Below are 24,621 nucleotides of genomic sequence, written 5' to 3' on the forward strand. Positions count from 1 at the left end.
TTGCGCGGCAGGCACTCGCTATAATCATGAACCGAACGCCATTCTACCGACCCCTCATCTTTTGCCCAAGGCCGCCCTCTGCTTGAGGTGGCGCGGCGTTGCGGCATGAAAGCGATTTCCGATGTCTTTGCCCGATTGTTTGTCCGCTGGTTTGCCTGATCCCGTCTCGTTCGTTTCCGATGCGTCGCTGCGTCCGTACAACACGTTCGGTCTCGATGCGCGTGCACGTCTGCTGTGCCGGATCGAGCGCGAAGCGCAACTGATCGAGATCGCACGCGATGCGCGCGCGGCCGGTTTGCGCAAGCTCGTGCTGGGCGGCGGCAGCAACATCGTGCTCACGCGCGATTTCGACGGGCTCGTGTTGCTGATGGCGCTCTCCGGCAAGCGCGTCGCGCGGGAGGATGGCGACGCGTGGTACGTCGAGGCGGCCGCCGGCGAAAACTGGCACGACTTGGTCGCGTGGACGCTCGCCGAGGGCTTCCCGGGCCTCGAGAACCTCGCGCTGATTCCCGGTACGGTGGGCGCCGCGCCGATCCAGAACATCGGCGCATACGGGCTCGAGATGTGCGAGCGCTTCGCATCGCTGCGCGCGGTCGAGCTCGCGACCGGCAGAATCGTCGAGTTCGATGCGGCCGCGTGCCGCTTCGGCTATCGCGACAGCTACTTCAAGCGCGAGGGGCGGGGCCGTTACGCGATCGTCTCGGTGACATTCAAGCTGCCGAAAGCGTGGACGCCGCGCGCCGACTACGCGGATGTCGCCCGCGAACTGGCCGCGCACGGCGCGGCGCCGAGCCCTCAAGCGATCTTCGAGGCGGTCGTTGCCGTGCGGCGAGCCAAGCTGCCCGATCCGCTCGTGCTCGGCAACGCGGGCAGTTTCTTCAAGAATCCCGTCGTCGATGCGGCGCAGTTCGACGCGTTGAAGGCGAGGGAGCCGGAATTGGTGTCGTACCGGCAGCCCGATGGGCGGGTCAAGCTTGCGGCGGGCTGGCTGATCGACCGCTGCGGCTGGAGGGGCCAGGCGATGGGCGCGGCGGGCGTGCATGAGCGGCAGGCGCTCGTGCTCGTCAATCGTGGCGGCGCCTCCGGGGCGGACGTGCTGGCGCTCGCGCGGGCGATTCAGAAGGATGTGCTCGAGCGCTTTGGGGTTGAGCTGGAGGCAGAGCCGGTTTGCTTGTAGTGGTGGTCTGGGTACGCGCGATACACGCGATCAGAAACGCAAAGCCCCGCTCGAAAGCGGGGCTTTTGCTTGCCGCCGGGCGAGCCGGCGCATCCGGAAGGACGACGTTGGCGTCAGTGATTCAATTTGCCGAGCATGAGGAATTCCATCAGCGCCTTCTGCACGTGCAGACGGTTCTCGGCTTCGTCCCACACGACGCTTTGCGGACCGTCGATCACCTCGGCGCTCACTTCCTCGCCCCGGTGCGCGGGCAGGCAGTGCATGAATAGCGCGTTGGCCTTGGCGCGGGCCATCATCTTCGCATCGACGCACCAATTGGCGAACGCCGCCTTGCGCGCCTCGTTCTCGGCTTCGAAGCCCATGCTGGTCCAGACGTCGGTGGTGACGAGGTCCGCGTCCGCGCAGGCCTCGTTCGGATCGTCGAACTCCTGGTAGAACGGAGCGCTTTCCTTGGCGACGAGCGCGTCGTCGAGCTTGTAGCCCGGTGGCGTCGAGATGTTCAGCCTGAAGCCGAGGATCTGCGCGGCCTCGATCCAGGTGTAGAGCATGTTGTTCGCATCGCCGATCCACGCGACCGTCTTGCCGCGGATGGGCCCGCGGTGCTCGTAATACGTGAAGATGTCGGCCAACACCTGGCACGGGTGGTATTCGTTGGTCAGGCCGTTGATGACCGGCACGCGCGAGTTCTCCGCGAAGCGGCGGATGATGTCCTGGCCGAACGTGCGGATCATGATGATGTCGACCATCCGCGAAATCACCTGCGCGGCGTCTTCGATAGGCTCGCCTCGGCCGAGTTGGGTGTCGCGCGTGCTCATGAAGACCGCATGGCCCCCGAGCTGGAAGATGCCGGCTTCGAACGACAGGCGCGTGCGCGTCGAGTTCTTCTCGAAGATCATCGCGAGCGTACGGTCGTGCAGCGGGTGGTAGGTCTCGTAGTTCTTGAACTTGCGTTTCAGGATGCGCGCGCGTTCGAGCACGTACTCGTATTCATCCAGCGAGAAATCGTTGAACTGCAGGTAGTGGCGAATTTTCTTGGCGGTCATGAAACGAAATACGGCGGTCTCACCCGGCGGAAAAAGCCGGACGGCGCCGCCGTCAGTTGTGGTAACTCAGGGCAGGATAAAGGATTTTCGCGGGTTTGACGAGTCGGCCAAATGGCTGCTGAAGGCCTGCCCAAGCCAGGTTCGCAAGCCTTCGTCATGGTCTTTGGACGAGATCGGAATCGTCCTATGTGCAGTGCGGAAAAATGTTCGCTGCGGTATAATTCCCCGGATTTGTCACGCCCGGCAGGCCTGTTTCGTGCTTGCGGGACACCGGTGTTGCGGCTTGGCTCCAAGCCCTGCCGATCACGCCGCGCAGATTGCGCTCGCGGCCCTTTTCAGGTGCCGGTTCGCCCTCAATGCTTCGTGTTCATCGTGTTCAGGCGGTCTCGTTCGCCGGCACGCCGCTGGGCTAGATATTTGGGTATTCCTACATGGCCGAAGCCCCCTTTACCGAATATTTCATTCAAGGCATCACGAAGGACGGAAAGAAATTTCGGCCTAGCGATTGGTCGGAGCGCCTCGCCGGTGTGATGTCGTGCTTCGGGCCCGGTGCTCGTGGTCCCAATGCCCGCCTGCAGTACTCGCTCTATGTACGGCCGACTTTGCTCGGCGATCTCAAGTGTGTGATCCTCGATTCGCGGTTGCGAGATATCGAGCCGATGGCGTTCGATTTCGTCTTGAACTTTGCAAAGGACAACAACCTCGTGGTGACCGAGGCGTGTGAGCTTCCCGCGCATCACGGCACGCAGCAGAAGCGGGCCGAGTAAGGTTTGCCGCTGGCTGGAGTGGCGGAGGGTGGTGTGCGAGTCACGCCATCCGTCCTCGGAGCAAGATGAATTGAATGGACGAAGAAAAGCCCGCGAAGGCCGTGCCGGCGCGGGCTTTTTTACGTCGCAGCGGAAACAGGAGGTGGCCCGCCGGTGTGCGGCAGGCCGACCAGATTTACTGCGCGGGAGCTTGCAGGCCCTTGATGGCTGCAGCGAGGCGGCTCTTGTGGCGAGCGGCCTTGTTCTTGTGAACGATCTTCTTGTCGGCGATGATGTCGAGCGTCTTCGTCGACAGCTTGAACACTTCAGCCGCCTTGGCCTGGTCGCCGGCTTCGATCGCCTTGCGAACGGCCTTGACTGCGGTGCGGTACTTCGAGCGCAGCGCGGAGTTGTGCGAGTTGGCCTTCGCGGCCTGGCGGGCGCGCTTGCGTGCTTGTGCGGAGTTAGCCATGAGGGTTCCTTATCCTGTTCCTGTTTCCAGTGCCTGACCGGGCAGGGTGGCCTGAGGCGGTTGCCGCGGGCCGTCCGGTAAAGCGCTGCATTCGATCAAACCCCTGGAAGCGATTGCCCAGGAGCGCAAAAAGGTAAATTACGTCGACCGAGTCGACTCACGAAGTGGCTCAAAAAAGCATGAGCCGAGCTTCGAAACCAGCGATTATAGCAACAAAATCAGACACGTGGCAACCTTTATGGCCGTACGGCGCGAGCAGGGCCGCGACGCGGATCGACCCGTATAATAAGCGCCCCATGAATCTATTCCGAGCCCTGCTGACGGTCAGCGGCTTCACGCTGCTGTCGCGCGTGACCGGACTGGCCCGCGAGACGCTGATCGCCCGCGCGTTCGGCGCCAGCCAATATACCGACGCGTTCTACGTCGCGTTCCGAATTCCCAACCTGCTGCGGCGGCTGTCCGCCGAGGGCGCGTTTTCGCAGGCGTTCGTGCCGATTCTCGCCGAGTTCAAGAACCAGCGAGGCCATGACGCGACGAAGGCGCTCGTCGACGCGATGTCGACGGTGCTCGCGTGGTCGCTCGCGGTTCTCTCGCTCATCGGCGTGGCGGGGGCGTCGTGGGTCGTGTTCGCGGTCGCCTCCGGCCTGCGCGCCGACGGCCAGGCATTCCCGCTCGCCGTCGCGATGACGCGGATCATGTTCCCGTACATCATCTTCATCTCGCTGACGACGCTCGCCTCTGGCGTGCTCAACACTTACAAGAGCTTTTCACTGCCTGCGTTCGCGCCGGTGTTGCTGAACGTTTCGTTCATCGTGGCCGCGGTGTTCGTCGCGCCGCATATGAAGGTGCCGGTCTACGCGCTCGCGTGGGCGGTGATTGTCGGCGGCCTGCTGCAGTTCCTCGTGCAGCTGCCGGGCCTGAAGAAGATCGACATGGCGCCGCGCGTCGGGCTCAATCCGTTTGCCGCGCTCGCGCACCGCGGCGTCAAGCGCGTGCTCGTGAAGATGGTGCCGGCGACCTTTGCGGTCTCGGTCGCGCAGCTGAGCCTCATCATCAATACGAACATTGCGTCGCGGCTGGGGCAGGGCGCGGTCTCGTGGATCAACTACGCCGATCGGCTGATGGAGTTCCCCACCGCTTTGCTCGGCGTCGCGCTCGGCACGATCCTGCTGCCGAGCCTGGCGAAGGCGCACGTCGACGCCGATACGCACGAGTATTCGTCGCTGCTCGACTGGGGCCTGCGCGTCACTTTCCTGCTCGCCGCGCCGAGCGCACTCGCGCTCTTCTTCTTTGCCGAGCCGCTCACGGCGACGCTCTTCCACTACGGCCGCTTCGACGCGAACTCGGTCGTGATGGTCGGCCGCGCGCTTGCAGCGTACGGCGTCGGATTGATCGGTCTCATCCTCATCAAGATCCTTGCGCCGGGCTTCTACGCCAAGCAGGACATCAAGACGCCAGTGAAGATCGGCGTCGGCGTGCTGGTCGTCACGCAGCTCTCGAACTACGTGTTCGTGCCGATCTTCGCGCACGCGGGGCTCACGCTCTCGGTCGGGCTCGGCGCATGTGTGAATGCGCTCTTTCTGTTCCTCGGCTTGAGAAAGCGCGGCATCTATACTCCATCGAGCGGGTGGGCGCATTTCTTCGTGCAGTTGCTGGGCGCCTCGCTCGTGCTGGCCGGCACGATGCATTGGTTCGCGGTGAACTTCGACTGGATCGGTATGCATAGCCGTCCGGTGGAACGGATCGTGCTGCTTGGGGCTTGTCTCGTCCTGTTTGCCGCGATGTACTTCGGTATGCTGTGGCTGATGGGTTTCAAATACGCCTATTTCAGAAGACGAGTGAAGTGACCACGATGACACGCGTTCTCGACTACTTCAGCACGCTCGTCGCCGACGACGACAGCCTGCCGCTCACCGAAACGGCGCTTTCGCTCGCACAGGACGCATATCCGGACCTCGACCTCCAGGGCGCGCTCGCGGAGATCGACGAACTGGTCGTGCGCTTGAAGAAGCGCCTGCCCGAGGACGTCGACCTGCGCGAGAAGATCAGCACGCTGAATCGCTACTTCTTTCGCGAGCTCGGTTTTTCCTGCAACCTCAACGACTACTACGATCCCGACAACAGCCATCTCAACGTCGTCCTCAAGCGCCGCCGCGGCATTCCGATTTCGCTGGCGGTGCTGTACCTCGAGATGGGCGAGCAAATCGGCGTGCCGGTGAAGGGCGTGTCGTTCCCTGGGCATTTCCTGCTGCGTGTGAGCCTGCCCGAAGGCGACGCGATGCTCGATCCGACGACCGGGCAATCGCTTTCGGAAGCACAGATGGTCGAGATGCTGGAGCCCTACGTCACGCGCGCGGGCGAATCGATCGGCAGCGCGCTGCGCGTGCTGCTGCAGCCGGCGACGCGCCGCGAGATCGTCGCGCGGATGCTGCGCAACCTGAAGGCGGTGTATCTGCAGACGGAGCGCTGGCAGCGGCTCTTGGCCGTGCAGCAGCGCCTTGTGATCCTGCTGCCCGAGAACATCGAGGAAGTGCGCGACCGTGGTTTCGCTTACGCGCGGCTCGATTACCTGCGGCCGGCGCTCGAGGATCTCGAGCGCTACCTGGGCGACTGCCCGGACGCGGATGATGCGACCGTCGTCGAATCGCAGCTGCATGAGCTGCGGCAGCGCACGCATCAGAGCGACGACTGATCACGCTCCTGTAGAAACGACAACGCCTGCGATTCGCTTGCCGCGCACCGCAGGCTTTCGCGCCCCGGGCGTTTTTCATCGCGCCGCGGCTGGGTTGGGGCGACGGCTTACTTCGGCTGCATCCGGATCGCGCCGTCGAGGCGGATGACTTCGCCGTTCAGCATCGGATTGTCGAGGATCTGCTTGACGAGCATCGCGTATTCGACCGGCTTGCCGAGGCGCGGCGGGAACGGCACCATCGCGCCGAGCGCGTCCTGCACTTCCTGCGGCATGCCGAGCAGCATCGGTGTTTCGAAGATGCCCGGGGCGATCGTCATCACGCGGATCGCGTTGCGCGAGAGGTCGCGCGCGACCGGCAGAGTCATGCCCGCCACGCCGGCCTTGGACGCCGCATAGGCGGCCTGGCCGATCTGTCCGTCGAATGCAGCGACCGACGCCGTGTTGACAATCACGCCGCGCTCGCCGTTCGCGTTCGGCTCGTTCTTTGCCATGGCCGCTGCGGCCAGGCGCAGCACGTTGAAGGTGCCGATCAGGTTGATCGAGATGGTCTTTGCAAATGCGTCGAGCGGGTGCGGGCCGTCCTTGCCGACCGTCTTGACCGCAGGCGCCACGCCCGCGCAGTTCACGAGCCCGGAGAGCGCTCCGAGCTCAGTCGCGGCGGCGACGGCTTGCGCCGCGTCTTCTTCGCGCGTCACGTCGCATTTGACGAACACGCCGCCGATTTCCTTCGCCAGCGCAGTGCCCGCACTCTCGTTCAGGTCGGCGACGACGACCTTGCCGCCGTGCTCCGCCAACAGGCGCGCGGTGGCTGCGCCGAGGCCGGATGCACCGCCCGTGACCAGAAATGCGTTGCCGCGAATCTCCATCTTGCTGCTCCTTTTCTTGGGTAAAGAATGTGTCCCGTCGCTTTCGCTGTCGTTGTTATCGCGCGAGCGCCGATTGTAAAGGCTCGCTGCGCCCGGGCATAGGATGGTTGCCGGCAGGCGCGACGCTTTGGCGCTGGGGTGCGCGCCGCGTGGCATCGAGCAGCGCTATTGTCGCTGGATATCGGTCGCCGGACATAAAAAAACCCGCCTGTTCCAGGGCGGGTTTTTTGTGCGGCAGCCGATAAGCGCGCTTACTTCAACGCTTCGAACACGCGCTCGCGGATCTCGTCGACCGAACCGAGGCCCGAGATGCGGCGATATTGAGGCGCCTCGAGGCCCCTCTCGGCGCCGCGCTGCGCCCACTGGTTGTAGTAGTCGATGAGCGGCTTGGTCTGCGCGACGTACACGTCGAGGCGCTTCTTCACCGTTTCTTCCTTGTCGTCGTCGCGCTGGATCAGCGGCTCGCCCGTCACGTCATCCTTGCCTTCGACTTTCGGCGGGTTGAACTTGACGTGGTAGGTGCGGCCCGAGGCCGGGTGCGTGCGGCGGCCGCTCATGCGGACGATGATCTCGTCGAACGGCACGTCGATTTCCAGCACGTAGTCGATCGCCACGCCTGCTTCCTTCATCGCTTCCGCTTGCGGCAGCGTGCGCGGGAAGCCGTCGAACAGGTAGCCGTTGGCGCAATCGGGCGCTTTCAGGCGCTCCTTGACGAGATTGATGATGAGCTCATCGGTGACGAGTTCGCCTGCATCCATGTAGCGCTTCGCCTCGAGGCCGAGCGGCGTGCCCGCCTTGACTGCGGCGCGCAGCATGTCGCCGGTGGAAATCTGCGGAATCCCGAATTTTTCCTTGATGAAGTTTGCCTGGGTGCCCTTGCCCGCGCCAGGAGCGCCCAACAGGATCAAACGCATGGTGATATCTCCGAATCGTATGTGAATTCTGCGGCGCGAGGCGGAGCGGCATCCGCAAGACCCGTCGCTCCCTTTGCGCAAAAAAATGACGGCCCGCCGAGCGGCGGCGCATCCGTGGGATGGCGCTCAGAGGCGGGCAGCAGGGCAAACGCGGGGCTGACGAGTGGGAAACCGGGTGACCGAATGTTTCGGATCGCTCGCGTAATCGAGACTGATTATGCCACGGCTTGTTAGGTTTCCGACCGAAAAAGGGACCTTATGCGTTCCAGATCGGCCGGCGTGTCGACGCCGGGGGCGGGCGCTTCATGCGTGACGAGCACCGCGATGCGCTCGCCGTGCCACATGGCGCGTAGTTGCTCGAGCATTTCGTGATGTTCGAGCGGCGCTTGTTCGAGCGTCGGGTAGGTCCGCAAGAAACGCGCGCGATACGCGTAGAGGCCGATGTGGCGGAATACGCTATCGGCGGGCGGCGCGGGCATCGCCGCGAGGCTCGGTGCGGAGTTCGACCAGTGCGGCTGATAGGCGTCGCGCAGCCAGGGAATCGGCGCGCGCGAGAAATACAGCGCGACGCCGCGCTTGTCGAGCACGGCCTTCACGACGTTGGGGCTGAAGACTTCAGCCGGATCGGAGATCGGGTGGGCCGCCGTCGCGATCGCACAATCGGGGTTGGCAGCGAGGTGCGCCGCGACGCCGCGCACGAGCGCCGGGTCGATCAGCGGCTCGTCACCCTGCACGTTGACGACGATCGTGTCGTCGCTCCAGCCGTAGTGCGTCGCGACTTCCGCGAGACGGTCGGTGCCCGAGGGGTGGTCGGCGCGCGTGAGGAGCGCCTCGAAGCCGTGCGCGCGGGCCGCGTCGAGCACGCTCGGGGCATCCGTCGCGATCAGCACCTGCTGCGCGCCCGCGAGCCGCGCGCGTTCCGCGACGCGCACGACCATCGGCTTGCCGGCGATGTCGGCGAGCGGTTTCTCGGGCAGCCGGGTGGACGCGAGGCGGGCCGGCACGACGGCCACGAACGGCAACGTGTTGGAGCTGACGGAATCGGTCATCGAAAAAGCGGTGGGGAGGTGTCAGGCGCCGGAGGACGGATTGAGCGGCTCGACCGGCGTGCCTTCGACCGTCTGGCGCGCCTCGTCGACAAGCATCACCGGGATGCCGTCGCGGATCGGATAGGCGAGCTTGTCGGCATTGCAGATGAGTTCCTGCGCGGCGCGATCGTAGCTGAGCGGCCCCTTGCAAATTGGGCAGACGAGGATTTCAAGCAGGCGAGCGTCCACGGAGTTTCTCCACAACTAGGGCGATGAGGCGAGGGTCCAGCGCGGCTTCGACGGGTACGACCCAGATCCGCGCGTCGCGCCGGGAGGCTAATTTTACCGCATCCTTTTCGGTGACCAGGATGGCGTCGGCGTCGGCATCGACGAACGGATTGTCGTCGAATGCGTAGTGGTCGGGCAGGGCGCGCGTGGCCGGCGACAAGCCCGCCGCGCGCAGCGTCGCGAAGAAGCGTTCGGGCGACCCGATGCCCGCCGCCGCCAGCACGCGTTCGTTGGCGAACTGCGAGAGCGGCCGGCGCAGGCCGGGGTTGGCGAGATGCCAGGCGTCCCCGGGCGTGAGGTTCAGCGCGAAGGTGTTTGGCCACGCGGGCAGCGTGCGCTCGTAGGGGCTGTTGATGAGCGTCGCGTCGCGGCGGCGCGAAAGCGGCTCGCGCAGCGGTCCGGCCGGCAGCAGGAAGCCGTTGCCGCCCAGGCGCTGGTCGAAGACGACGAGCTCGACGTCGCGCGCGAGACGGTAGTGCTGGAGACCGTCGTCGCTGACGATCACGTTGACGTCGCGATGCGCGGCGAGCAGGGCGAGCGCCGCCGCGACGCGGTCGGGGCAGACGTACACCGGCGCGCCGGTGCGGCGCGCGATCAGGAGCGGCTCGTCGCCGGCCTGCTCGGGGGACGATGACGGCGTGACCGCGGCCGGCCCCGCGATTTTCGCGCGATAGCCGCGCGACACGACGCCCGGCGTGAAGCCGGCGGAGCGCAGGGCCTCGACGAGCGCGATGACGGTCGGCGTCTTGCCGGTGCCGCCGACGGTGACGTTGCCGACGATCACGACCGGCACGCCGATGCGCACGCGCTTCCGCCAGCCGAGCGCGAAGCTCATGCGGCGCAGCGCGGCGACGAGGCCGAACACGCACGCGAGCGGGGTGAGCGCCCAGGCGAAAGCGCCGCGGCGCTGCCATTCGCGCGTGATGCGCGCTTCGAAGCGCGCGGCGAGGCGGCTCATGGCGCTCGCCGGCAAGACGCCGAAGCGCCGCGCGGCGCGGCAGTCGAGGAAAGCAACAAGCGGTTCTCCGGGCGAAGAGCTGGGTCGGGGGCATGCGGGCAATGCCGCAGCGGAACCTGCCACTCTAGCGTGCCGGGCTTCGATCGGGCAAGTCGGCGGCGGCCTTTCCGCACGCCGCCGCCCTGATTCCAGCGCCTGTCCACAGCTGTGGATAACTCTGTGAAAAACTTTGTCGAGAAAAGGCCGGGAGGCCGGACAATCAAGCCTCCTATCGGCAATTGCTTTGCTCGTACAAATGTCAAGTCGTTTTAAATCAACAAGTTATGACGCGCACGCTAGCTGCGGCGATTGACCGGGCAAACATGCTGCAACTGCGCACCAATGTGGAAACTTCCCACCATTTGCCATGCCGCGCTGGACGAGGCTGGCTGGGCGGTCTATCGTCTGTCCGGTCATAAAATTCCTCGTTTTCGATGCAATCGGATCCTTTCTCTCAGCTTGGCCAGGGCGCGGGCGGCGCCGCCGGCCCCTACGGCGGCGACGTGGTCGTGCCGGTGTCGGCGCTCAATCGCGCGATCAGCACGATGCTCGAACGGTCGTTTCCGCTCGTCTGGGTCGCCGGCGAAATCTCGAATTTCACGCGGGCCGCGAGCGGTCACTGGTACTTCTCGATCAAGGATGCGCAGGCGCAGATGCGCTGCGTGATGTTCCGCGGCCGCGCCCAGTACGCCGAATTCACGCCGCGCGAAGGCGACAAGATCGAAGTGCGCGCGCTCGTCACGATGTACGAGCCGCGCGGCGAGTTGCAACTGAACGTCGAGGCGGTGCGGCGCACCGGGCAGGGGCGCTTGTATGAAGCGTTTCTGCGGCTGAAGGCGCAGCTCGAAGCCGAAGGGCTCTTTGCCGCCGAGCGCAAGCGCGCGCTGCCCGCGCATCCGCGGTCGATCGGCGTGGTGACGTCGCTGCAGGCCGCCGCGTTGCGCGACGTGCTGACGACGCTCGCCCGCCGTGCGCCGCATATCCCCGTGATCGTCTATCCGGCGCCCGTGCAGGGCGCGGGCGCGAGCGAGAAAGTCGCGGCGATGATCGAGACGGCCAACGCGCGGCGCGAGGTCGATGTGCTGATCGTCTGCCGCGGCGGCGGCTCGATCGAGGACTTGTGGGCGTTCAACGAAGAAGGGCTCGCGCGGGCGATCGCGGCGAGCGGGTTGCCGGTGGTGAGCGGCGTCGGTCACGAGACCGATTTCACGATCGCCGATTTCGCCGCGGACGTGCGCGCGCCAACGCCGACCGGCGCCGCCGAGCTCGTGAGCCCGCAGCGCGCGCTCTTGCTGCGCGACCTCGATCATCGCCACGCGACGCTCGCCCGCGGCTTCGGCCGCATGATGGAGCGGCGCGCGCAGCAGCTCGACTGGCTCGCGCGCCGGCTCGTGAGTCCGGCCGAGCGCCTGCAGCGGCAGCGCATGCATTTGCAGCAGTTGCAGGTGCGGCTGGCGTCGGCGGGGGCGCGTCCGGTGCGCGACGCGCGTGCGCGTTTCGCGCTCGTGCAATTGCGCTGGCAGCGCTGGCGGCCCGATCTCGCGGTGCATCGCCGGACGATGGATGGCCTCGCGCAACGTCTCGATGCGGCGCTGCTCCGGCATCACGAGCGGCAGGGCGCGCGCGTCGCGACGCTCGCCGCGCGGCTCGAAGTGCTGAGCCCGAAGCGCACGCTCGAGCGCGGCTACGCGGCGCTGCTGGACGCGCAAAACGGCCGCGCGGTGCGCTCGCCGTCGGCGCTGAAACTCAACCGCCGCCTGACAGTCCATCTCGCAGAAGGGTCGGCCGACATCGCTCTCGCCGACATTCAGCCGCGCCTTTCCGATAGCTTTTGACGCCGTCTTTTTTGCATTGCCGAGAGCCTTGGATGAGCATGTTTTACGCTTCATCCCCAGTGTTCCTGGGCAATGCTTCCCATAAAAGACCACTGGTTTGCGGGGTTTTTGCAAGTCGCCTACAATCCAGTGCTCCAAAGCGTCAGTCGCCAATCCCCCACACTCGAAAGAAGGAACAGCATCATGGAACATACGCTCCCGCCGCTGCCGTACGCGAAGAATGCCCTCGCCCCGCACATGTCGGAAGAGACGCTCGAGTTTCACTACGGCAAGCATCATCAGACTTATGTGACCAACCTGAACAAGCTGATTCCGGGCACCGAGTTCGAGAACCTGTCGCTCGAAGAGATCGTGAAGAAGTCGTCGGGCGGCATCTTCAACAATTCCGCGCAGATCTGGAATCACACGTTCTTCTGGAACAGCGTCTCCCCGCAAGGCGGCGGCGCACCGGCCGGCGCGCTCGGCGATGCGATCAACGCGAAGTGGGGCTCCTACGACAAGTTCAAGGAAGCGTTCACGGCGACGGCAGTGGGCACGTTCGGCTCGGGCTGGGCATGGCTCGTGAAGAAGGCGGACGGCTCGCTCGACCTGGTCTCGACCAGCAACGCCGCCACGCCGCTCACGACCGACGCGAAGCCGCTCCTCACGATCGACGTGTGGGAACACGCTTACTACATCGACTACCGCAATGCGCGTCCGAAGTTTGTCGAAGCGTTCTGGAACATCGTGAACTGGGACTTCGCTGCGAAGAATTTCGGCGCGTAAGCGCCGGCTGTTTCGTCACAAAAAAGCCCTCGTCTGAGGGCTTTTTTTCGCTCGAATTTCCGCAATCGCAGATCCCGCTTACGGCGCGGGCGTGATCACACGGATCTCGTTGTTGCTGGCATCGCCCACGTAGACGAAGCCGTTCGACCTGGCCGCCACGCCGAACGGAAAGTTGAACGACGCGGCGGTGCCCGTGCCGTCAGCCGAGCCAGACGTGGTGGAACCCGCCAGTGTGGTGACCACTCCCGCCGGCGTGATCTTGCGGATTTCGTTGTTGCCGCCATCGGCCACGTAGATGTTGCCGCTCCCGTCGAGCGCCACGTCGTACGGATGATTGAACGACGCGGCGGAGCCGGTGCCGTCGGCTGAGCCGCTCGTCGTGCTGCCAGCCAGCGTGCTGACCACCCCAGCCGACGTGATCTTGCGGATTTCGTTGTTGAAGGTATCGGCCACGTAGACGTTGCCGCTCGAATCGACCGCCACGCCGTACGGAGTCTTGAACGACGCGGCGGAGCCGGTGCCGTCGGTCGAACCGCTCGTCGTGCTGCCAGCCAGTGTGCTGACCACCCCAGCCGACGTGATCTTGCGGATTTCGTTGTTGAAGGCATCGGCCACGTAGACGTTGCCGCTCGTGTCGACCGCGACGCCGCTCGGGGTGTTGAACGACGCGGCGCTGCCCGTGCCGTTGGCCGAGCCAGACGTGGTGGAACCCGCCAGTGTGCTGACTACCCCTGCCGGCGTGATCACGCGGATCTCGTTGTTGGATCGATCGCCCACGTAAACGTTGCCGCTCGCGTCGACCGCTACGCCTTCCGGTTTATTGAACGTCGCGGCGGTGCCGGTGCCGTCGGCCGAGCCGGCTACCCCGGCGGAGCCGGCCAGGGTGCTCACTACGCCCGCCGGTGTGATCTTGCGAATCAGGCTGTTGCCCCAATCGCCCACGTAGACGTTGCCGCTTGCGTCGAGCGCCACGTGAGTCGGACTGTTGAACGACGCAGCGGTGCCGGTGCCGTTGGTCGAGCCGGACGTGGTGGAGCCCGCCCATGTCACCACGAGCGCCGACGGGAAAGCACACGAGATCGCCACATTCGTCACGTCGGCGGTGGCGGTGCCGCTGCCGTTGGTCACCGAGCAGTTCTGCCACAGCGGCTGCGTGCCCACCGTGACGGCATAGGCGTTGTTGGTCGCGACCGGCGTGGCGAAGCTGAAGGAGCCGTTGGCCGTCAGCGTCAGCGTATCGGCACTGTTGTTGAGCACTTTGATCGACAGACCGCTGTCGAGCGCGGAAAGGGTGCCGCTGATCGTGTGGCTGGTGGCTTGTTGTGAATTGTCGCTCCCGCCGCAGGCGGCGAGGAACAGGCACAGCGACGCGATGGTCGTCTGGCGCAGGCGGGTGGCTGCAAGTCTTGTCATCTGCTTTTCTCGAGGACTGTTCTTGGGTTCGTTGTCGAGCAAAGCCGAATTCTTTTCGCCATTGCGACCGTATTTGCTTGAAGCCCCGGCGCTCGCTCAGGTCGATTTACGGCAGTCGGGCGGAAAACTTGATTACTTTGTTATGCAAACGTTTGCGCAAACGATGCCACAGATGCTCGTCTTATTTCGACGGAAATGACGTCATGTGATACCCCGCACGACAGATCTCGTGCCGCGTCGAAATCGCTTCCAACGCGGCTGTGGCGCCGACGCTTCACCACAGCACGCCTTTCTCCGCCTGCACCGGCTTCAGCTCGTGCGCATCGCCGAGGCTGTCGCGCAAGTCGATCTCGATCGTGCGCGTTCAGCAGCTCGCGCATCGTTTGCTCGATGGTCGTCAGCCGGACGCTGTCGAGCGGCAGCAGCGTCTGCACCTCGCGGCCGAAGCTGCGCGAGTGGTTGATCATCGCTTCGCCTTCCTGGCTTGCGAACGAGCGGATCGGAACCGGTCAGAGCAGGTTGCGGCTCGCCGTGACGGCAAGCGTGCTGCGCTCGGTCAGCACGTCGTCGATCAATCCATATTCCTTGGCCGCCGCGGCCGACATGAAGTTGTCGCGATCGGTATCCTTCGCGATCTGCTCGGCGCTCTGGCCCGTGCGCTCGGCGAGCACCTTGTTCAGGCGTTCGCGCAGGAACAGCACTTCCTTCGCCTGGATCTCGACGTCGGCGGCCGTGCCCTGGCTGCCGCCCGACGGCTGGTGGATCATGATGCGCGCGTTCGGCAGCGCGAAGCGCTTGCCCTTTGCGCCGGCCGCGAGCAGGAACGTGCCCATGCTCGCGGCAAAGCCCGTGCATAGCGTCGATACGTCGGGCTTGATGAACTGCATCGTGTCGTAGATCGCGAGGCCGTCGTAGACCGAGCCGCCCGGCGAGTTGATGTAGAAGTAAATGTCCTTGTCGGGGTTCTCCGATTCCAGGAACAGCATCTGCGCGACGATCAGGCTCGCGGTCTCTTCTTCCACCGGCCCGACGAGGAACACGATGCGCTCGCGCAATAGGCGCGAGTAGATGTCGAAGGCGCGCTCGCCGCGGCCCGATTGTTCGATGACGGTCGGCACGAGCTGGCTGTATGGCTGCATGACGCTCCTCGCTGTGGTTTCGAACCGCCGGTTCAGGGTGGGACGCTCCGGCGATTGCTCCAGACAAGATAGTATTTTGCGCCTCGCGTGTCAGCTACGCGGAAGCCCAATAAAAATCGAAACGCGCATGGCGCATTCTCGATTCAAATCACGCCGGATCTTTCAAATCTATTACGTGGAGTGACGTCTCTGGCTAACGCCATTCGCCGTTCGAAACCTTTCAACTAATCTCTTCGTGCACGGCAGCCGCGCTGTGGAGAGAGGCCGGCGGCGAACCGCTGATGCAGCCGGAGTTCGCCGGGGCCCTGCTTTCCCGCCTGCATGACGGCTACGGTCTTCACACCGCGCTCGACACGCAAGGCTATCTTGCCCGCAACGTCAGCAGCAGCTGGTTCGACGCCGTCGATCTCGTGCTGCTCGACATCAAGCACATCGCCCCGGAGCGCTATCGCCAGATCACGAGTTGTGAGCTCGCGCCGACGCTCGATTTTGCGCGCCGTCTCGTGCGCCTCGATAAGCCGATGTGGATTCGTTACGTGCTGGTCCCGGGTTTGACCGACGACGCCGGCGATATCGCGCGTCTCGCCGATTCTCGCCGATTTTCTTGCCGAGCTCGGCCCGCTCGTTCAACGGGTCGATGTCCTGCCGTTCCATCAAATGGGCGCACACAAATGGGAGGCGCTCGATCGTGAGTACACGCTCGCCAACACGCCGCCCCCCACGCTTGCCTCGATCGTCTGCAGCGAGGTGATCGGCGTGCCCGCGAGATGGTGATCGTCGCCGATGCCGATGAAGGCGAGCACTTTGCCGCGATCGGTGATCGTGACCGCGCCGACGCCGGTCTCCTCATAGACGATGCGCGCCACGCGCGTCGCGTTCGCCGTGTCGAGGCCGCCGCGCAGCGCGCCTTCGGCGCGCGCGCCGAGAAGATGCTCGATTGCCGATCAGCCCCTCGACGACCGTCGACACCATGCCCGCGAACGCCGTCGGTCCGCCGATCGAGTAGCGGTGCAGCCCGCCCGTCAGCCCGACAGCGAAGCCGACGAGCGGCCCCCTAGCGTGCCGCCGAGCACTGCGCCGATCGCGCGCGTGTTGGCGATCGAGTTGTCGATGTCGAGCCCGAGGTAGGTGCCCATGATGCAGAAGAGCGAGAACACCACATAGCAGGCGATGCGGTGCGGCAGGCGCACGCTGATGTGCATGAACGGCAGGAACAGCCGCGTGCGCGTGAACAGGTAGGCGATGACCAGGTAGACGCAGGTCTGAATTTGTCGGATGTAAACGGCTTGAAGGCCGCCCGATTGAGGCAGGTCAGGCCGCGGTGGCGTGCGGCAGGGGGCTCAGCCGCGATGCACGGCCGCTTCCCAGTTGATGTCGGCGCAGAGCACCTGCAGGCCGTGCGCGGTCTGCGCCGCGATCGATGCCGTCACGCACAGGTGCGCCTCGTTGATCGACAGATACGGCGCGGTCAGATGTGCGCGGCCCGGCGCGCGCATCGCCTCGATGAAGTAGGGACGGCGCTCCCAGCTCGCGCCTTCCGAGTGCAGGAGCGGCGAGAAGCGCTTGGCGCGCCGCGAGACGCGTCCCGGCGGCACGACGTTGTCGCCGATCTGCCGGCCCGATGCGTCGAGCAGGAAGCAGCGCGCCGTCTCGGCGAGCGCGAGGAGCGGCGCCGCCGCGTGCGCGACGTCCTCGCCCGCCACGATGCGCGCGCTCGCGTCTTCGAGCGCGCTGACATAGGGCGCGAGCCTCGCGCTTTGCGAACGCTCGCGAGCGGCGACGCGCTTGCGCAGCGCCGCCGAGAGCTCGTCCATCACGCTCGCCGCGGCCGCCGGCTTGACCGGGTCGACGCTCGGTCCGGCGAAAAAGGTGCCTTGCACGAAGTCGACATCGCATTCGAGCGCGATCAGCGCGTCGCGCTCGGTCGTGAGGCCGCCCATCAGCACCAGCTGCCCGGATTCGTGCAGCAGCGACACCAGGCCCGGCAGCACGCGCTCGATATGCGAGTGCTCGCTCGCCTGCGCGAGGATGCAGCGGTCGAGCGTGACGATGTCGGGGTGCAGGTGCCAGACGCGGTCGATGTTCGAGTGCTTCGCGCCGAACCCGCCGAGCGCGATCAAAAAGCCCGACTTGCGCAGCCCGTCGACGATCGCGGCGAAGCGCGGGGTTTCGCCGCCGGCCTGCTCGGGCACCTCCAGCACCACGCGCTGCGGCGGCAGGCCGAGCGCCTTGAGGCCGGCGAGCAGGGCGTCGCCGTAGCTCGTGTCCATCAGCGCGGCCGGGTGCAGGCTCAGGAAGAGCCACTCGTCGTGGCTGTCGAACGCATTGAAGTTGCCCAGGTGCAGCGATTCGGCGAGCCGTCCCAGCTCCAGCAGGTCGCCGCGGCGCGCCGCCTGCGTGAACACCTCGTGCGACGGCGCGTGCTGCTCCTGCTCGTCGTGCGCGCGCAGCGACGCGTGATAGCCGATCGCGCGCCGGTGCGACACCGAGAACACCGGCTGGAACACGCTGAACACGGTGTAGCCGCCATACAGGATGGTGCGCCGGGCGCCTTCGTCGCCGGCCATCGGGCGCGGCGGCTGGAAGCCGGGGGGATCGAGTTCGATCATGCTCATGGTCGGTCGTGGGGTGAGGCAGTGCCGATTTCGGGATACGCAGGCTCAAAGTTTATCGGATCGGCACGCAAGAAGCATGCGCGGGACACAGAACGAGTCGGACGGAGCAGGGCACGTTTTAGCGCGATTGAATGCACAGCGATAGTGCGGGGCGTGCCCTGCCGCGGGTCGATCCGGCGCCTTGCCGCGCGGCGGCCGGCCGCCGCTCGCCTCAGGTCCGCTCCGACGGATCCGTCTTCTTCGCCGTGGTCCGGATATCCGGCGCCAGTTGCGCGAAGATCCAGGCCGAGCCCGACGTGATGATCCCCACGCACAGGAACGTCGCATGGAACGCCGGCAGCGGGTTGGCCGTGCTCGCGTGCGGGACGAGCCCGGTGAAGGTGGCGAGCAGCGCGCCGGCCACCGTCACGCCGAGGCTCATCGACAGCATCTGCACGAGCGAGAACAGGCTGTTGCCGCTGCTCGCGCCGCCCGTGCCGAGGTCCTTCAGCGTGAGCGTGTTCATCGCCGTGAACTGCATCGAGTTGACGCTGCCGAAGATCGCCAGCTGCACGAGCCGCAGCCACATCGGCTGATGGATGCTCGTCAGCAAGAAGCTCGCCATTGCAAGGCCCACGAGCACGGTGTTCACGACGAGCACCTTGCGATAGCCGTGCTTCGTGATGAGCCGCGTGACGAGCCGCTTCGAGAACATGCCGGCCGCCGCGACCGGCAGCATCATGAGTCCCGCTTCGAACGCGCTGTAGCCGAGGCTCACTTGCAGGAGTAGCGGGATCAGGTACGGCATCGCGCCGCTGCCGATCCGCGCGAACAGGTTGCCGAGCAGACCCACGCTGAAGGTGTGGATCTTGAAGAGATCGAGCGGGAAGATCGGGCGCTCCGCGCGCACGGCGTGCAGCCCGTACGCGACGAAGCACGCGAGGCTCAGGATCAGCAGCACGAGCACCGTCGCGTGCTGCATGCCGAGGTCGGCGAGGCCGTCGAGCGAGAACGTGATCGCCACCATGCCGACCGTGAGCAGCAGGTAGCCCTTGAGGTCGAAGCGGGCGGTGTCGGGATTCTTCGCGTCGGGCATGTAGACGAAGGTCGCAATGCAGCCGAGCACCCCGACCGGCACGTTGATCAGGAAGATCCAGTGCCACGATGCGATCTTGACCAGCCAGCCGCCGAGCGTGGGGCCGATGAGCGGGCCGATCAGGCCGGGAATCGCGACGAACGACAATGCCGACAGATACCGCTCGGCCGGAAATACCCGCAGCACGGCGAGCCGCCCGACCGGCAGCAGCATCGCGCCGCCCACGCCCTGCACCACGCGCCATGCGACGAGCTGCGAGAGCGTGTGCGCGTTCGCGCACAAGAGCGAGCCGAGCGCGAAGATCAGGATCGCGCTGAAGAAGACGCGCTTGATGCCGAGCTTGTCAGCGAGCCAGCCCGACACGGGGATCATCACCGCCATCGTCAGTGAGTACGCGATCACCACCGATTGCATCCTGAGCGGCGATTCGCCGAGGCTTCGCGCCATCGACGGCAGCGCCGTGTTGACGATCGTCGAGTCGAGCGTCTGCATGAAGAAGCCGGTGGCGACGAGCCACAGCAGCACGTTCAGCGACTGTTTGGTGTAGGTGCGGGCGGGGCGGTCGGCGGTGGTCGGCGGATTGGACATGAGTGAGGCGCCGTATCCGCCGATCGAGAGAAGCCGGAGGCGATGGGCGATGCGCGGCGTGGTGAACCGGTTGGGGAAAGCGACGCCCGCTATTCTAGGGCCTGTTCACTTCATACTTAATTACAGGCCCTGGTCCGCCGTCGCGATGTCACGCTTTGGCTCGAGCTGCACCGCGCCAGCGAAGAACGCGCGGGCGCGCGGATCGTTCGTGTAGGCGCTGTTGATGCGGATCCATGGGCAGGGTTCCGCGTGCGGCCGGAAGTAGCTGCCCGGCGCGACGGTGACGCTGCAGGCCGCGCCGCATGCGACGAGCTCCTGCGAATCGTCGATCTGCGGCACGCGCGCCCACACGAACTTGCCTCCGAGCGGCTTCGCGAACAGCTCCCAGCCATACGCCTCGAGCGTCTGGACGGTCGCGCCGAGCGCGTCGCCGATGCGCCGGCGCAGGCGGTCGAGATACTTGCGGTAGGCGCCGCGCTCGAGCAGCGCGAGCGCGACGCTTTCCGCAAAGAGCGAGCCGCTGATGCTCGTGAGCGTCTTGATGTCGGCGAGATCCTTGATGACCTTGGGGTGCGCCGCGATGTAGCCGATCCGCAGCGACGACGACATCGTCTTCGACAACCCGCCGATATAGATCACCTGCTCGAGCTGGTCGAGCGTCGCGAGCCGGTCGGTCGGCTCGGCCTGGAAGTCGGCGTAGATGTCGTCTTCGACAATCGTGAAGCCGTGTTCGCGTGCGAGCTGCAGGAGACGGAACGCGACGGGCGGCGTGACCGTCGTGCCGGTCGGATTGTGAAACACGGTGTTGATGAAGAACAGGCGCGGCCGGTGGCGCTTGAGCTGCGCCTGCAGCACGTCGAGATCCGGCCCGTTGACGGTGCGCGGAATGCCGACGACGTTTACTCCGTGCAGCTTCAGGAGCCCGAACAGGTTGTAGTAGCCGGGGTCCTCGACGAACATCGTGTCGCCGTCCTTCAGCATGTAGCGGATCACGAGATCGAGCGCCTGGCTCGCGCCGCAGGTGAGGAGGATCTGTGAGACGCCCGCCTGGATGCCGAGCTGCGCGCTGCGCGCGCTCAGGTGCTCGCGCAGGGCGGGGTGGCCGAGCGGTGTCGCGTAGTCGATCATGCTCGACGGATCGGTGCGCGAGACCTGGCGGATCGCCTGCGCGAGGCCGTCGATGTCGCGCCAGGCCTCCGGAATGAAGCCGCCGCCCAGCTTCAGGTGCTGGCCCGGGTGGTTGAACTCCTGAAGGACGTGCATCGATTCTTCTTCGGCGCGCCGAGGATCGGAGGCGCCCTGGCAGTCGTCGGCGGCGGGCGTGCGGCTCGACACGTAGAAGCCCGAGCCGTGCCGCGATTCGACGTAGCCGAGCGAGACGAGCCGGTCGTAGGCCTCGATGACAGGGAAGCGGCTCACGCCGTAGTCGGCCGCGAACTGCCTGATCGACGGCAGCTTCGTCCCCGCGTGGACGTTCTTCGCGCGAATCCAGCCCTGCACGCCGGCAACGATCTGGTCGATGAGCGGCACTCCGCTTTCACGGTCGAGTTCGAGATCGAGCTTCATGGCGGTGTTACCTCACTGTCTGGTAATTCAACTGAACAGTTTCAATGAAACTGTTCGGAACTGTGCATGTGATTCTAGCTAGGGTAAACCAATAATGAAGCCAACCAAAATGCTTTTCGAAGGAGAGTTGCGATGCGCGAGATCCGAACTTTCGAGCTCGAGTACGGCGAGCCGGCGACCGCCTGGCAGATCGACCGGCCGGGCGTGCTCACGGTGACCGAAGGGGAAATCTGGCTGACGGTCGAAGGCGATTCCGAGGACTATTGGCTCGCCGCCGGCGAACGGTTCGCGCTGCCGGAAGGCGCGCGGGCCTGGGTCAGCGCCGGACGCGGCGGCGCGCGGTTTTCGCTGGCGTTCGCGAGCGCGGGACGCGGCGTGGCTGCCGCTGTCGCACCGGCCGTGCGCAACTGGATGCCGCGCTGGCTGAACCTGGCCTGACGTCAGTCCGTCGCCGGATGCACGCCGACGTAACGCGCGCGCGGCCGGATCAGGCCGCCATCCGTGGTCTGCTCCATCGCGTGCGCGATCCAGCCGGTCACGCGGCCGAGCGCGAAGAGCGTGAAGGCCGCGCCGGCCGGCAACGCCAGCACGCGCTCGAGCGAAGCCAGCGCGAAGTCGATGTTGGGCGGGAGCCCCGTCGTGTCGCGCACGGCGCGGGCGATCGCCTCGACCTCGGCCATCGCCGGGCGCGTCCCCGCGTGCTCGGCGAGGCCGTCGAGCAAGAGCCGTGCACGCGGATCGCCGTGCGGATACAGCGGATGCCCGAAGCCCGACAGGCGATGACGGTGCGTGCCGTCGTCGTCGCGGGCGAGGCGGGCGGCCAGATGGCGGTCGATGTCGCCGGAGCGCGCCGCCTCCTCGAAAAACGCCGTGACGCGGGCGGTCTCGCCGCCGTGGCGCGGTCCCGCCAGCGCGGCGAGACCGCCCGCCACCGCGCCGAACAGATGCGTGCCCGTCGACGTGATGCAGCGGACGGTGAAGGTCGACGGGTTCAGCTCGTGATCGGCGCAGACGACGAGCGCCGCGCGCAGCAAATCGGCGTGCCGCCGGTTGCGCACGCCCCAGGCGGCGGCGAGCTGGCGGTGCAGCGGCTCGCTGGCCGGGGCCGCCGAAATCATCGCGGCCGCCAACAGTCGCATCAGCATGCAAGCGGCATCGAGCTGCGCGTCGCGGCCGAGCGCCCAGACGCGCGGCATCTGCGCGGCAGCCGCCGGCAGCAGCACGAGCGCGCGCTCTAGCGGCGCGCTTTCTCCCCACAGCTTCAGCCACGCCGCCCATTGCGCGCCCGTGATCGGCGCGGCCGGCGCCGCGGCGATCCGGCGCGGGCTGCATTCCCAGAGCAGCGCCGCGGTCTCTTCGAGCGTCGCGCTCCTGGCCAGCTCGATCGCATCGTGTCCGCGATAGAAGAGGCGTCCGCCGGCGACGAGCGTGATTCGCGATTCGAGCACCGGCACGCCCCAGTCGAGCACTTTCTGCGCGACCTTGCCCGCGCGCTTGCCGTCCTCCTTGCGGCGGGCGAGGCGGCGCACTTCGTCGGCGTCGTAGAGCCGCCGCTTGCCGTGCGCATCGGGCGACGAGCGCAGCATGCCGCGGCTCACGTAGGCGTAGAGCGTCGGCAGGCTGATGCCGAGCGCCTCGGCGGCTTCGGCGGCGGTCAGATGGCTGGACATCGGTCGGCTTCCTTGCGGTTTATACGAGCGTGCGCATGGTTCGGGGCGGGAATTCAAATAAATCGATATATATTGATTATTTGAATCAAGATTGATCGGGCGATGTGCCGATTCTAGACTCGTCTCACCTGCCCAGCCAACGTCTCCGCCGAAAATGACTCCGCTTATCGCTCTCGAACATCTCTGGTCGCTTGCCGAATGCGATCCGGCCGCCCTCGACTCGATCGCCATCGACGGCGACGATCCCGGCCTGCCGTCCCTCTATCGCGTCGGCACGCTGGCGTCGGCGACGATCGGCGCGATGGCGCTTGCCGCCGCCGAATGCTTCCGCTCGCGCACGGGGCGCCGGCAGCGTGTCGATATTTCGATGCGCCGCGCGCTCGCCGCGTTTCGCAGCGAGCGTTATTTGCGCGTGAACGACGGCCCCGCGCCCGAGCTACGCGGCCCGCTGACCGGTTTCTACGAAACACGCGACGGGCGCTGGATTCAGCTTCATACGAATTTCGAGCATCACCGCGATGGCGTGCTCAAGGTGCTCGGCTGTGCGAACGACCGGCAGGCGGTCGCCGAAGCGATCCGCGGCTGGAACGGCGCGGCGCTCGACCAGACGCTCGGCGACGCGGGGCTGTGCGCGGCGCTGATCCGCGCGCCGCGCGAATGGGCCGCGCTCGAGCAGGCGGCTGCGATCGCCGGCTTGCCGCTGTTCCAGATCGAGCGGATCGGCGATGCGCCGCCCGAGCCCGTCGGCAGCGGCAGCGAGCGGCCGCTCTCCGGCGCGCGCGTGCTGGATCTCTCGCGCATCATCGCCGGGCCGGTGGCGGGGCGCGCGCTCGCGCAGCACGGCGCGCAGGTGCTGCTCGTGAACGGCCCGCATCTGCCCAACATCGCGCCGCTCGTCATCGACAACGGGCGCGGCAAGCGCTCGGCCACCGTCGACCTGCGCCACGCCGACGGATGCGCGACGCTGCGTGCGCTCGCCGCCGGCGCCGACGTGTTCCTCCAGTCCTACCGCCCGGGCGCGCTGGCGGCGCGCGGCTTCGCGCCGGAGGAGCTGGCGCGCGTGCGGCCCGGCATCGTCTACGTGTCGATTTGCGCGTACGGACATACGGGGCCATGGGCCAACCGGCGCGGCTTCGACAGCCTCGTGCAATCGGCGAGCGGCATCGCCTGGAACGAGACGCAGGCCGCGCAGGCAGCGAGCCCGCGGCACCTGCCGTGCCAGGCGCTCGATCACGCCACCGGCTATCTCGCCGCGTTCGGCGCGATGGCGGCGCTCGCGCGGCGAGCCACCGAGGGCGGCAGCTGGCATGTGCGGGTGTCGCTCGCGCAGACCGGGCGCTGGCTGCAATCGCTCGGGCAGATCGAGGGCGGTCAGCGCGTGCCGGACGTTATGTTCGACGACGTGCGCGATTGCCTGGAGACCGTCGAATCGCCGTTCGGCAAGGTGCTCGGGACGTCGCCCGCCGAGCGGCTTTCCGAAACCCCGTCGTGCTTCGGCCGCCCGCCGGTGCCGATCGGGACCGACGAGGCGCGCTGGCTGGCGTAGAAGGCGGCAGGCGGCGAGACTCTGGCGGCTGGCGGGGGCGGTGAAGGACATGCTTATCGCGACCGCGCGGCGTATGATTTTTTTATAAAAACAGCGGGACCGGCGCATACGTTGCTGCAACAGGCATTGCGGCGGATCCCGTTTTTTGTGCGCATGGCGGAGGAGGGGCATCCTTTCCTCAACTTT

At 66.2% G+C, this 24,621-nt stretch carries 24 protein-coding genes and 1 pseudogene; 9 read left to right on the forward strand and 16 right to left on the reverse strand.

The features are described from left to right. The first annotated feature begins 121 nt into the window (after positions 1-121). The gene (murB, locus tag FAZ69_RS24695) at positions 122-1,177 is read left to right on the forward strand and encodes a UDP-N-acetylmuramate dehydrogenase (RefSeq protein WP_136897723.1); all 1,056 of its coding nucleotides are present in this window, start codon (positions 122-124) and stop codon (positions 1,175-1,177) included. A gap of 113 nt (positions 1,178-1,290) precedes the next feature. Here the strand turns inward: murB and argF are convergent, their stop codons facing one another. Beyond that, positions 1,291-2,220 carry an ornithine carbamoyltransferase gene (argF, locus tag FAZ69_RS24700; protein WP_136897724.1) on the reverse strand — a complete coding sequence of 310 codons (930 nt, stop codon included), beginning with the start codon at positions 2,218-2,220 and terminating at the stop codon, positions 1,291-1,293. A gap of 431 nt (positions 2,221-2,651) precedes the next feature. Between argF and FAZ69_RS24705 the strand changes: the two genes are divergently transcribed. Continuing rightward, the gene (locus FAZ69_RS24705; RefSeq protein ID WP_136897725.1) at positions 2,652-2,987 is read left to right on the forward strand and encodes a DUF3579 domain-containing protein; all 336 of its coding nucleotides are present in this window, start codon (positions 2,652-2,654) and stop codon (positions 2,985-2,987) included. A 175-nt stretch (positions 2,988-3,162) separates the two neighbouring features. Here the strand turns inward: FAZ69_RS24705 and rpsT are convergent, their stop codons facing one another. Then, complete coding sequence (gene rpsT / locus FAZ69_RS24710) at positions 3,163-3,438, reverse strand: 30S ribosomal protein S20 (RefSeq protein ID WP_136897726.1); 276 nt, start codon at positions 3,436-3,438, stop codon at positions 3,163-3,165. Positions 3,439-3,641: 203 nt separating this feature from the next. On the opposite strand from rpsT, the gene murJ reads away from it, so the two are divergent. Beyond that, positions 3,642-5,285: a murein biosynthesis integral membrane protein MurJ gene (gene murJ, locus FAZ69_RS24715; RefSeq protein WP_439654798.1), complete on the forward strand. Its 1,644-nt coding sequence runs from the start codon at positions 3,642-3,644 to the stop codon at positions 5,283-5,285. Positions 5,286-5,290: 5 nt separating this feature from the next. Next, the gene (locus FAZ69_RS24720) at positions 5,291-6,130 is read left to right on the forward strand and encodes a SirB1 family protein (protein WP_136897728.1); all 840 of its coding nucleotides are present in this window, start codon (positions 5,291-5,293) and stop codon (positions 6,128-6,130) included. A 107-nt stretch (positions 6,131-6,237) separates the two neighbouring features. On the opposite strand, the gene FAZ69_RS24725 is transcribed toward FAZ69_RS24720, so the two are convergent. The 5 genes from FAZ69_RS24725 to lpxK form a co-directional block, all read right to left on the reverse strand. Further along, positions 6,238-6,996 carry a 3-hydroxyacyl-CoA dehydrogenase gene (locus FAZ69_RS24725; protein WP_136897729.1) on the reverse strand — a complete coding sequence of 253 codons (759 nt, stop codon included), beginning with the start codon at positions 6,994-6,996 and terminating at the stop codon, positions 6,238-6,240. A gap of 251 nt (positions 6,997-7,247) precedes the next feature. Continuing rightward, positions 7,248-7,910, reverse strand: a complete 663-nt coding sequence (adk, locus tag FAZ69_RS24730; RefSeq protein ID WP_136897730.1) for an adenylate kinase — start codon at positions 7,908-7,910, stop codon at positions 7,248-7,250. Positions 7,911-8,140: 230 nt separating this feature from the next. After that, entirely contained in the window at positions 8,141-8,959 is an 819-nt protein-coding gene (gene kdsB, locus FAZ69_RS24735) for a 3-deoxy-manno-octulosonate cytidylyltransferase (protein ID WP_136897731.1), read from the reverse strand. 21 nt (positions 8,960-8,980) lie between these two features. Beyond that, positions 8,981-9,187: a Trm112 family protein gene (locus FAZ69_RS24740; RefSeq protein WP_136897732.1), complete on the reverse strand. Its 207-nt coding sequence runs from the start codon at positions 9,185-9,187 to the stop codon at positions 8,981-8,983. Then, a complete protein-coding gene (lpxK, locus tag FAZ69_RS24745; RefSeq protein ID WP_136897733.1) occupies positions 9,168-10,184 on the reverse strand; it encodes a tetraacyldisaccharide 4'-kinase in 1,017 nt (338 codons plus the stop codon). Before lpxK ends, FAZ69_RS24740 begins: the two co-directional genes overlap by 20 nt. A gap of 473 nt (positions 10,185-10,657) precedes the next feature. Between lpxK and xseA the strand changes: the two genes are divergently transcribed. Together xseA and sodB are read left to right on the forward strand one after the other, a co-directional pair. Further along, positions 10,658-12,058 carry an exodeoxyribonuclease VII large subunit gene (gene xseA, locus FAZ69_RS24750; protein ID WP_136897734.1) on the forward strand — a complete coding sequence of 467 codons (1,401 nt, stop codon included), beginning with the start codon at positions 10,658-10,660 and terminating at the stop codon, positions 12,056-12,058. Between the two features lie 183 nt (positions 12,059-12,241). Then, a complete protein-coding gene (gene sodB / locus FAZ69_RS24755; RefSeq protein WP_136897735.1) occupies positions 12,242-12,823 on the forward strand; it encodes a superoxide dismutase [Fe] in 582 nt (193 codons plus the stop codon). A gap of 78 nt (positions 12,824-12,901) precedes the next feature. On the opposite strand, the gene FAZ69_RS24760 is transcribed toward sodB, so the two are convergent. The 3 genes from FAZ69_RS24760 to clpP form a co-directional block, all read right to left on the reverse strand. After that, on the reverse strand, positions 12,902-14,236 hold the full coding sequence (locus FAZ69_RS24760) for an NHL repeat-containing protein (protein WP_136897736.1): 1,335 nt from the start codon (positions 14,234-14,236) through the stop codon (positions 12,902-12,904). A 140-nt stretch (positions 14,237-14,376) separates the two neighbouring features. Then, entirely contained in the window at positions 14,377-14,703 is a 327-nt protein-coding gene (locus FAZ69_RS24765) for a hypothetical protein (protein WP_136897737.1), read from the reverse strand. Positions 14,704-14,745: 42 nt separating this feature from the next. Continuing rightward, a complete protein-coding gene (clpP, locus tag FAZ69_RS24770) occupies positions 14,746-15,375 on the reverse strand; it encodes an ATP-dependent Clp endopeptidase proteolytic subunit ClpP (protein WP_136897738.1) in 630 nt (209 codons plus the stop codon). Positions 15,376-15,656: 281 nt separating this feature from the next. Between clpP and FAZ69_RS24775 the strand changes: the two genes are divergently transcribed. After that, positions 15,657-16,067, forward strand: coding sequence for a pyruvate formate-lyase-activating protein (locus tag FAZ69_RS24775; protein WP_169708754.1), 411 nt, complete (start codon positions 15,657-15,659; stop codon positions 16,065-16,067). Here the strand turns inward: FAZ69_RS24775 and FAZ69_RS34260 are convergent. The 5 genes and pseudogenes from FAZ69_RS34260 to FAZ69_RS24795 all read right to left on the reverse strand — a co-directional run bounded on the left by FAZ69_RS34260 (position 16,029) and on the right by FAZ69_RS24795 (position 21,219). Next, complete coding sequence (locus FAZ69_RS34260; RefSeq protein WP_255451565.1) at positions 16,029-16,241, reverse strand: hypothetical protein; 213 nt, start codon at positions 16,239-16,241, stop codon at positions 16,029-16,031. The genes FAZ69_RS24775 and FAZ69_RS34260 overlap by 39 nt on opposite strands. Then, positions 16,222-16,577: pseudogene (locus FAZ69_RS34480) on the reverse strand (LytS/YhcK type 5TM receptor domain-containing protein). Before FAZ69_RS34480 ends, FAZ69_RS34260 begins: the two are co-directional and overlap by 20 nt. A 138-nt stretch (positions 16,578-16,715) precedes the next feature. Next, positions 16,716-17,990, reverse strand: a complete 1,275-nt coding sequence (locus FAZ69_RS24785) for an EAL domain-containing protein (protein WP_136897739.1) — start codon at positions 17,988-17,990, stop codon at positions 16,716-16,718. A gap of 211 nt (positions 17,991-18,201) precedes the next feature. Then, complete coding sequence (mdtD, locus tag FAZ69_RS24790; protein ID WP_439654799.1) at positions 18,202-19,557, reverse strand: multidrug transporter subunit MdtD; 1,356 nt, start codon at positions 19,555-19,557, stop codon at positions 18,202-18,204. A gap of 216 nt (positions 19,558-19,773) precedes the next feature. Next, the gene (locus FAZ69_RS24795) at positions 19,774-21,219 is read right to left on the reverse strand and encodes an aminotransferase-like domain-containing protein (RefSeq protein ID WP_136897741.1); all 1,446 of its coding nucleotides are present in this window, start codon (positions 21,217-21,219) and stop codon (positions 19,774-19,776) included. Between the two features lie 132 nt (positions 21,220-21,351). Here FAZ69_RS24795 and FAZ69_RS24800 point away from each other — a divergent pair, with 132 nt between their 5' ends. Then, positions 21,352-21,657 (forward strand): DUF2917 domain-containing protein, encoded by a 306-nt coding sequence (locus tag FAZ69_RS24800; RefSeq protein WP_136897742.1) that lies wholly within the window; start codon positions 21,352-21,354, stop codon positions 21,655-21,657. Positions 21,658-21,659: 2 nt separating this feature from the next. On the opposite strand, the gene FAZ69_RS24805 is transcribed toward FAZ69_RS24800, so the two are convergent. Then, positions 21,660-22,889 (reverse strand): citrate synthase, encoded by a 1,230-nt coding sequence (locus tag FAZ69_RS24805; protein ID WP_136897743.1) that lies wholly within the window; start codon positions 22,887-22,889, stop codon positions 21,660-21,662. Positions 22,890-23,043: 154 nt separating this feature from the next. Between FAZ69_RS24805 and FAZ69_RS24810 the strand changes: the two genes are divergently transcribed. Further along, positions 23,044-24,435 (forward strand): CoA transferase, encoded by a 1,392-nt coding sequence (locus FAZ69_RS24810; RefSeq protein ID WP_136897744.1) that lies wholly within the window; start codon positions 23,044-23,046, stop codon positions 24,433-24,435. Positions 24,436-24,621: the final 186 nt, after the last annotated feature.

It is taken from the genome of Trinickia terrae (genome assembly GCF_005144415.1).
Classification (GTDB): domain Bacteria; phylum Pseudomonadota; class Gammaproteobacteria; order Burkholderiales; family Burkholderiaceae; genus Trinickia_A; species Trinickia_A terrae.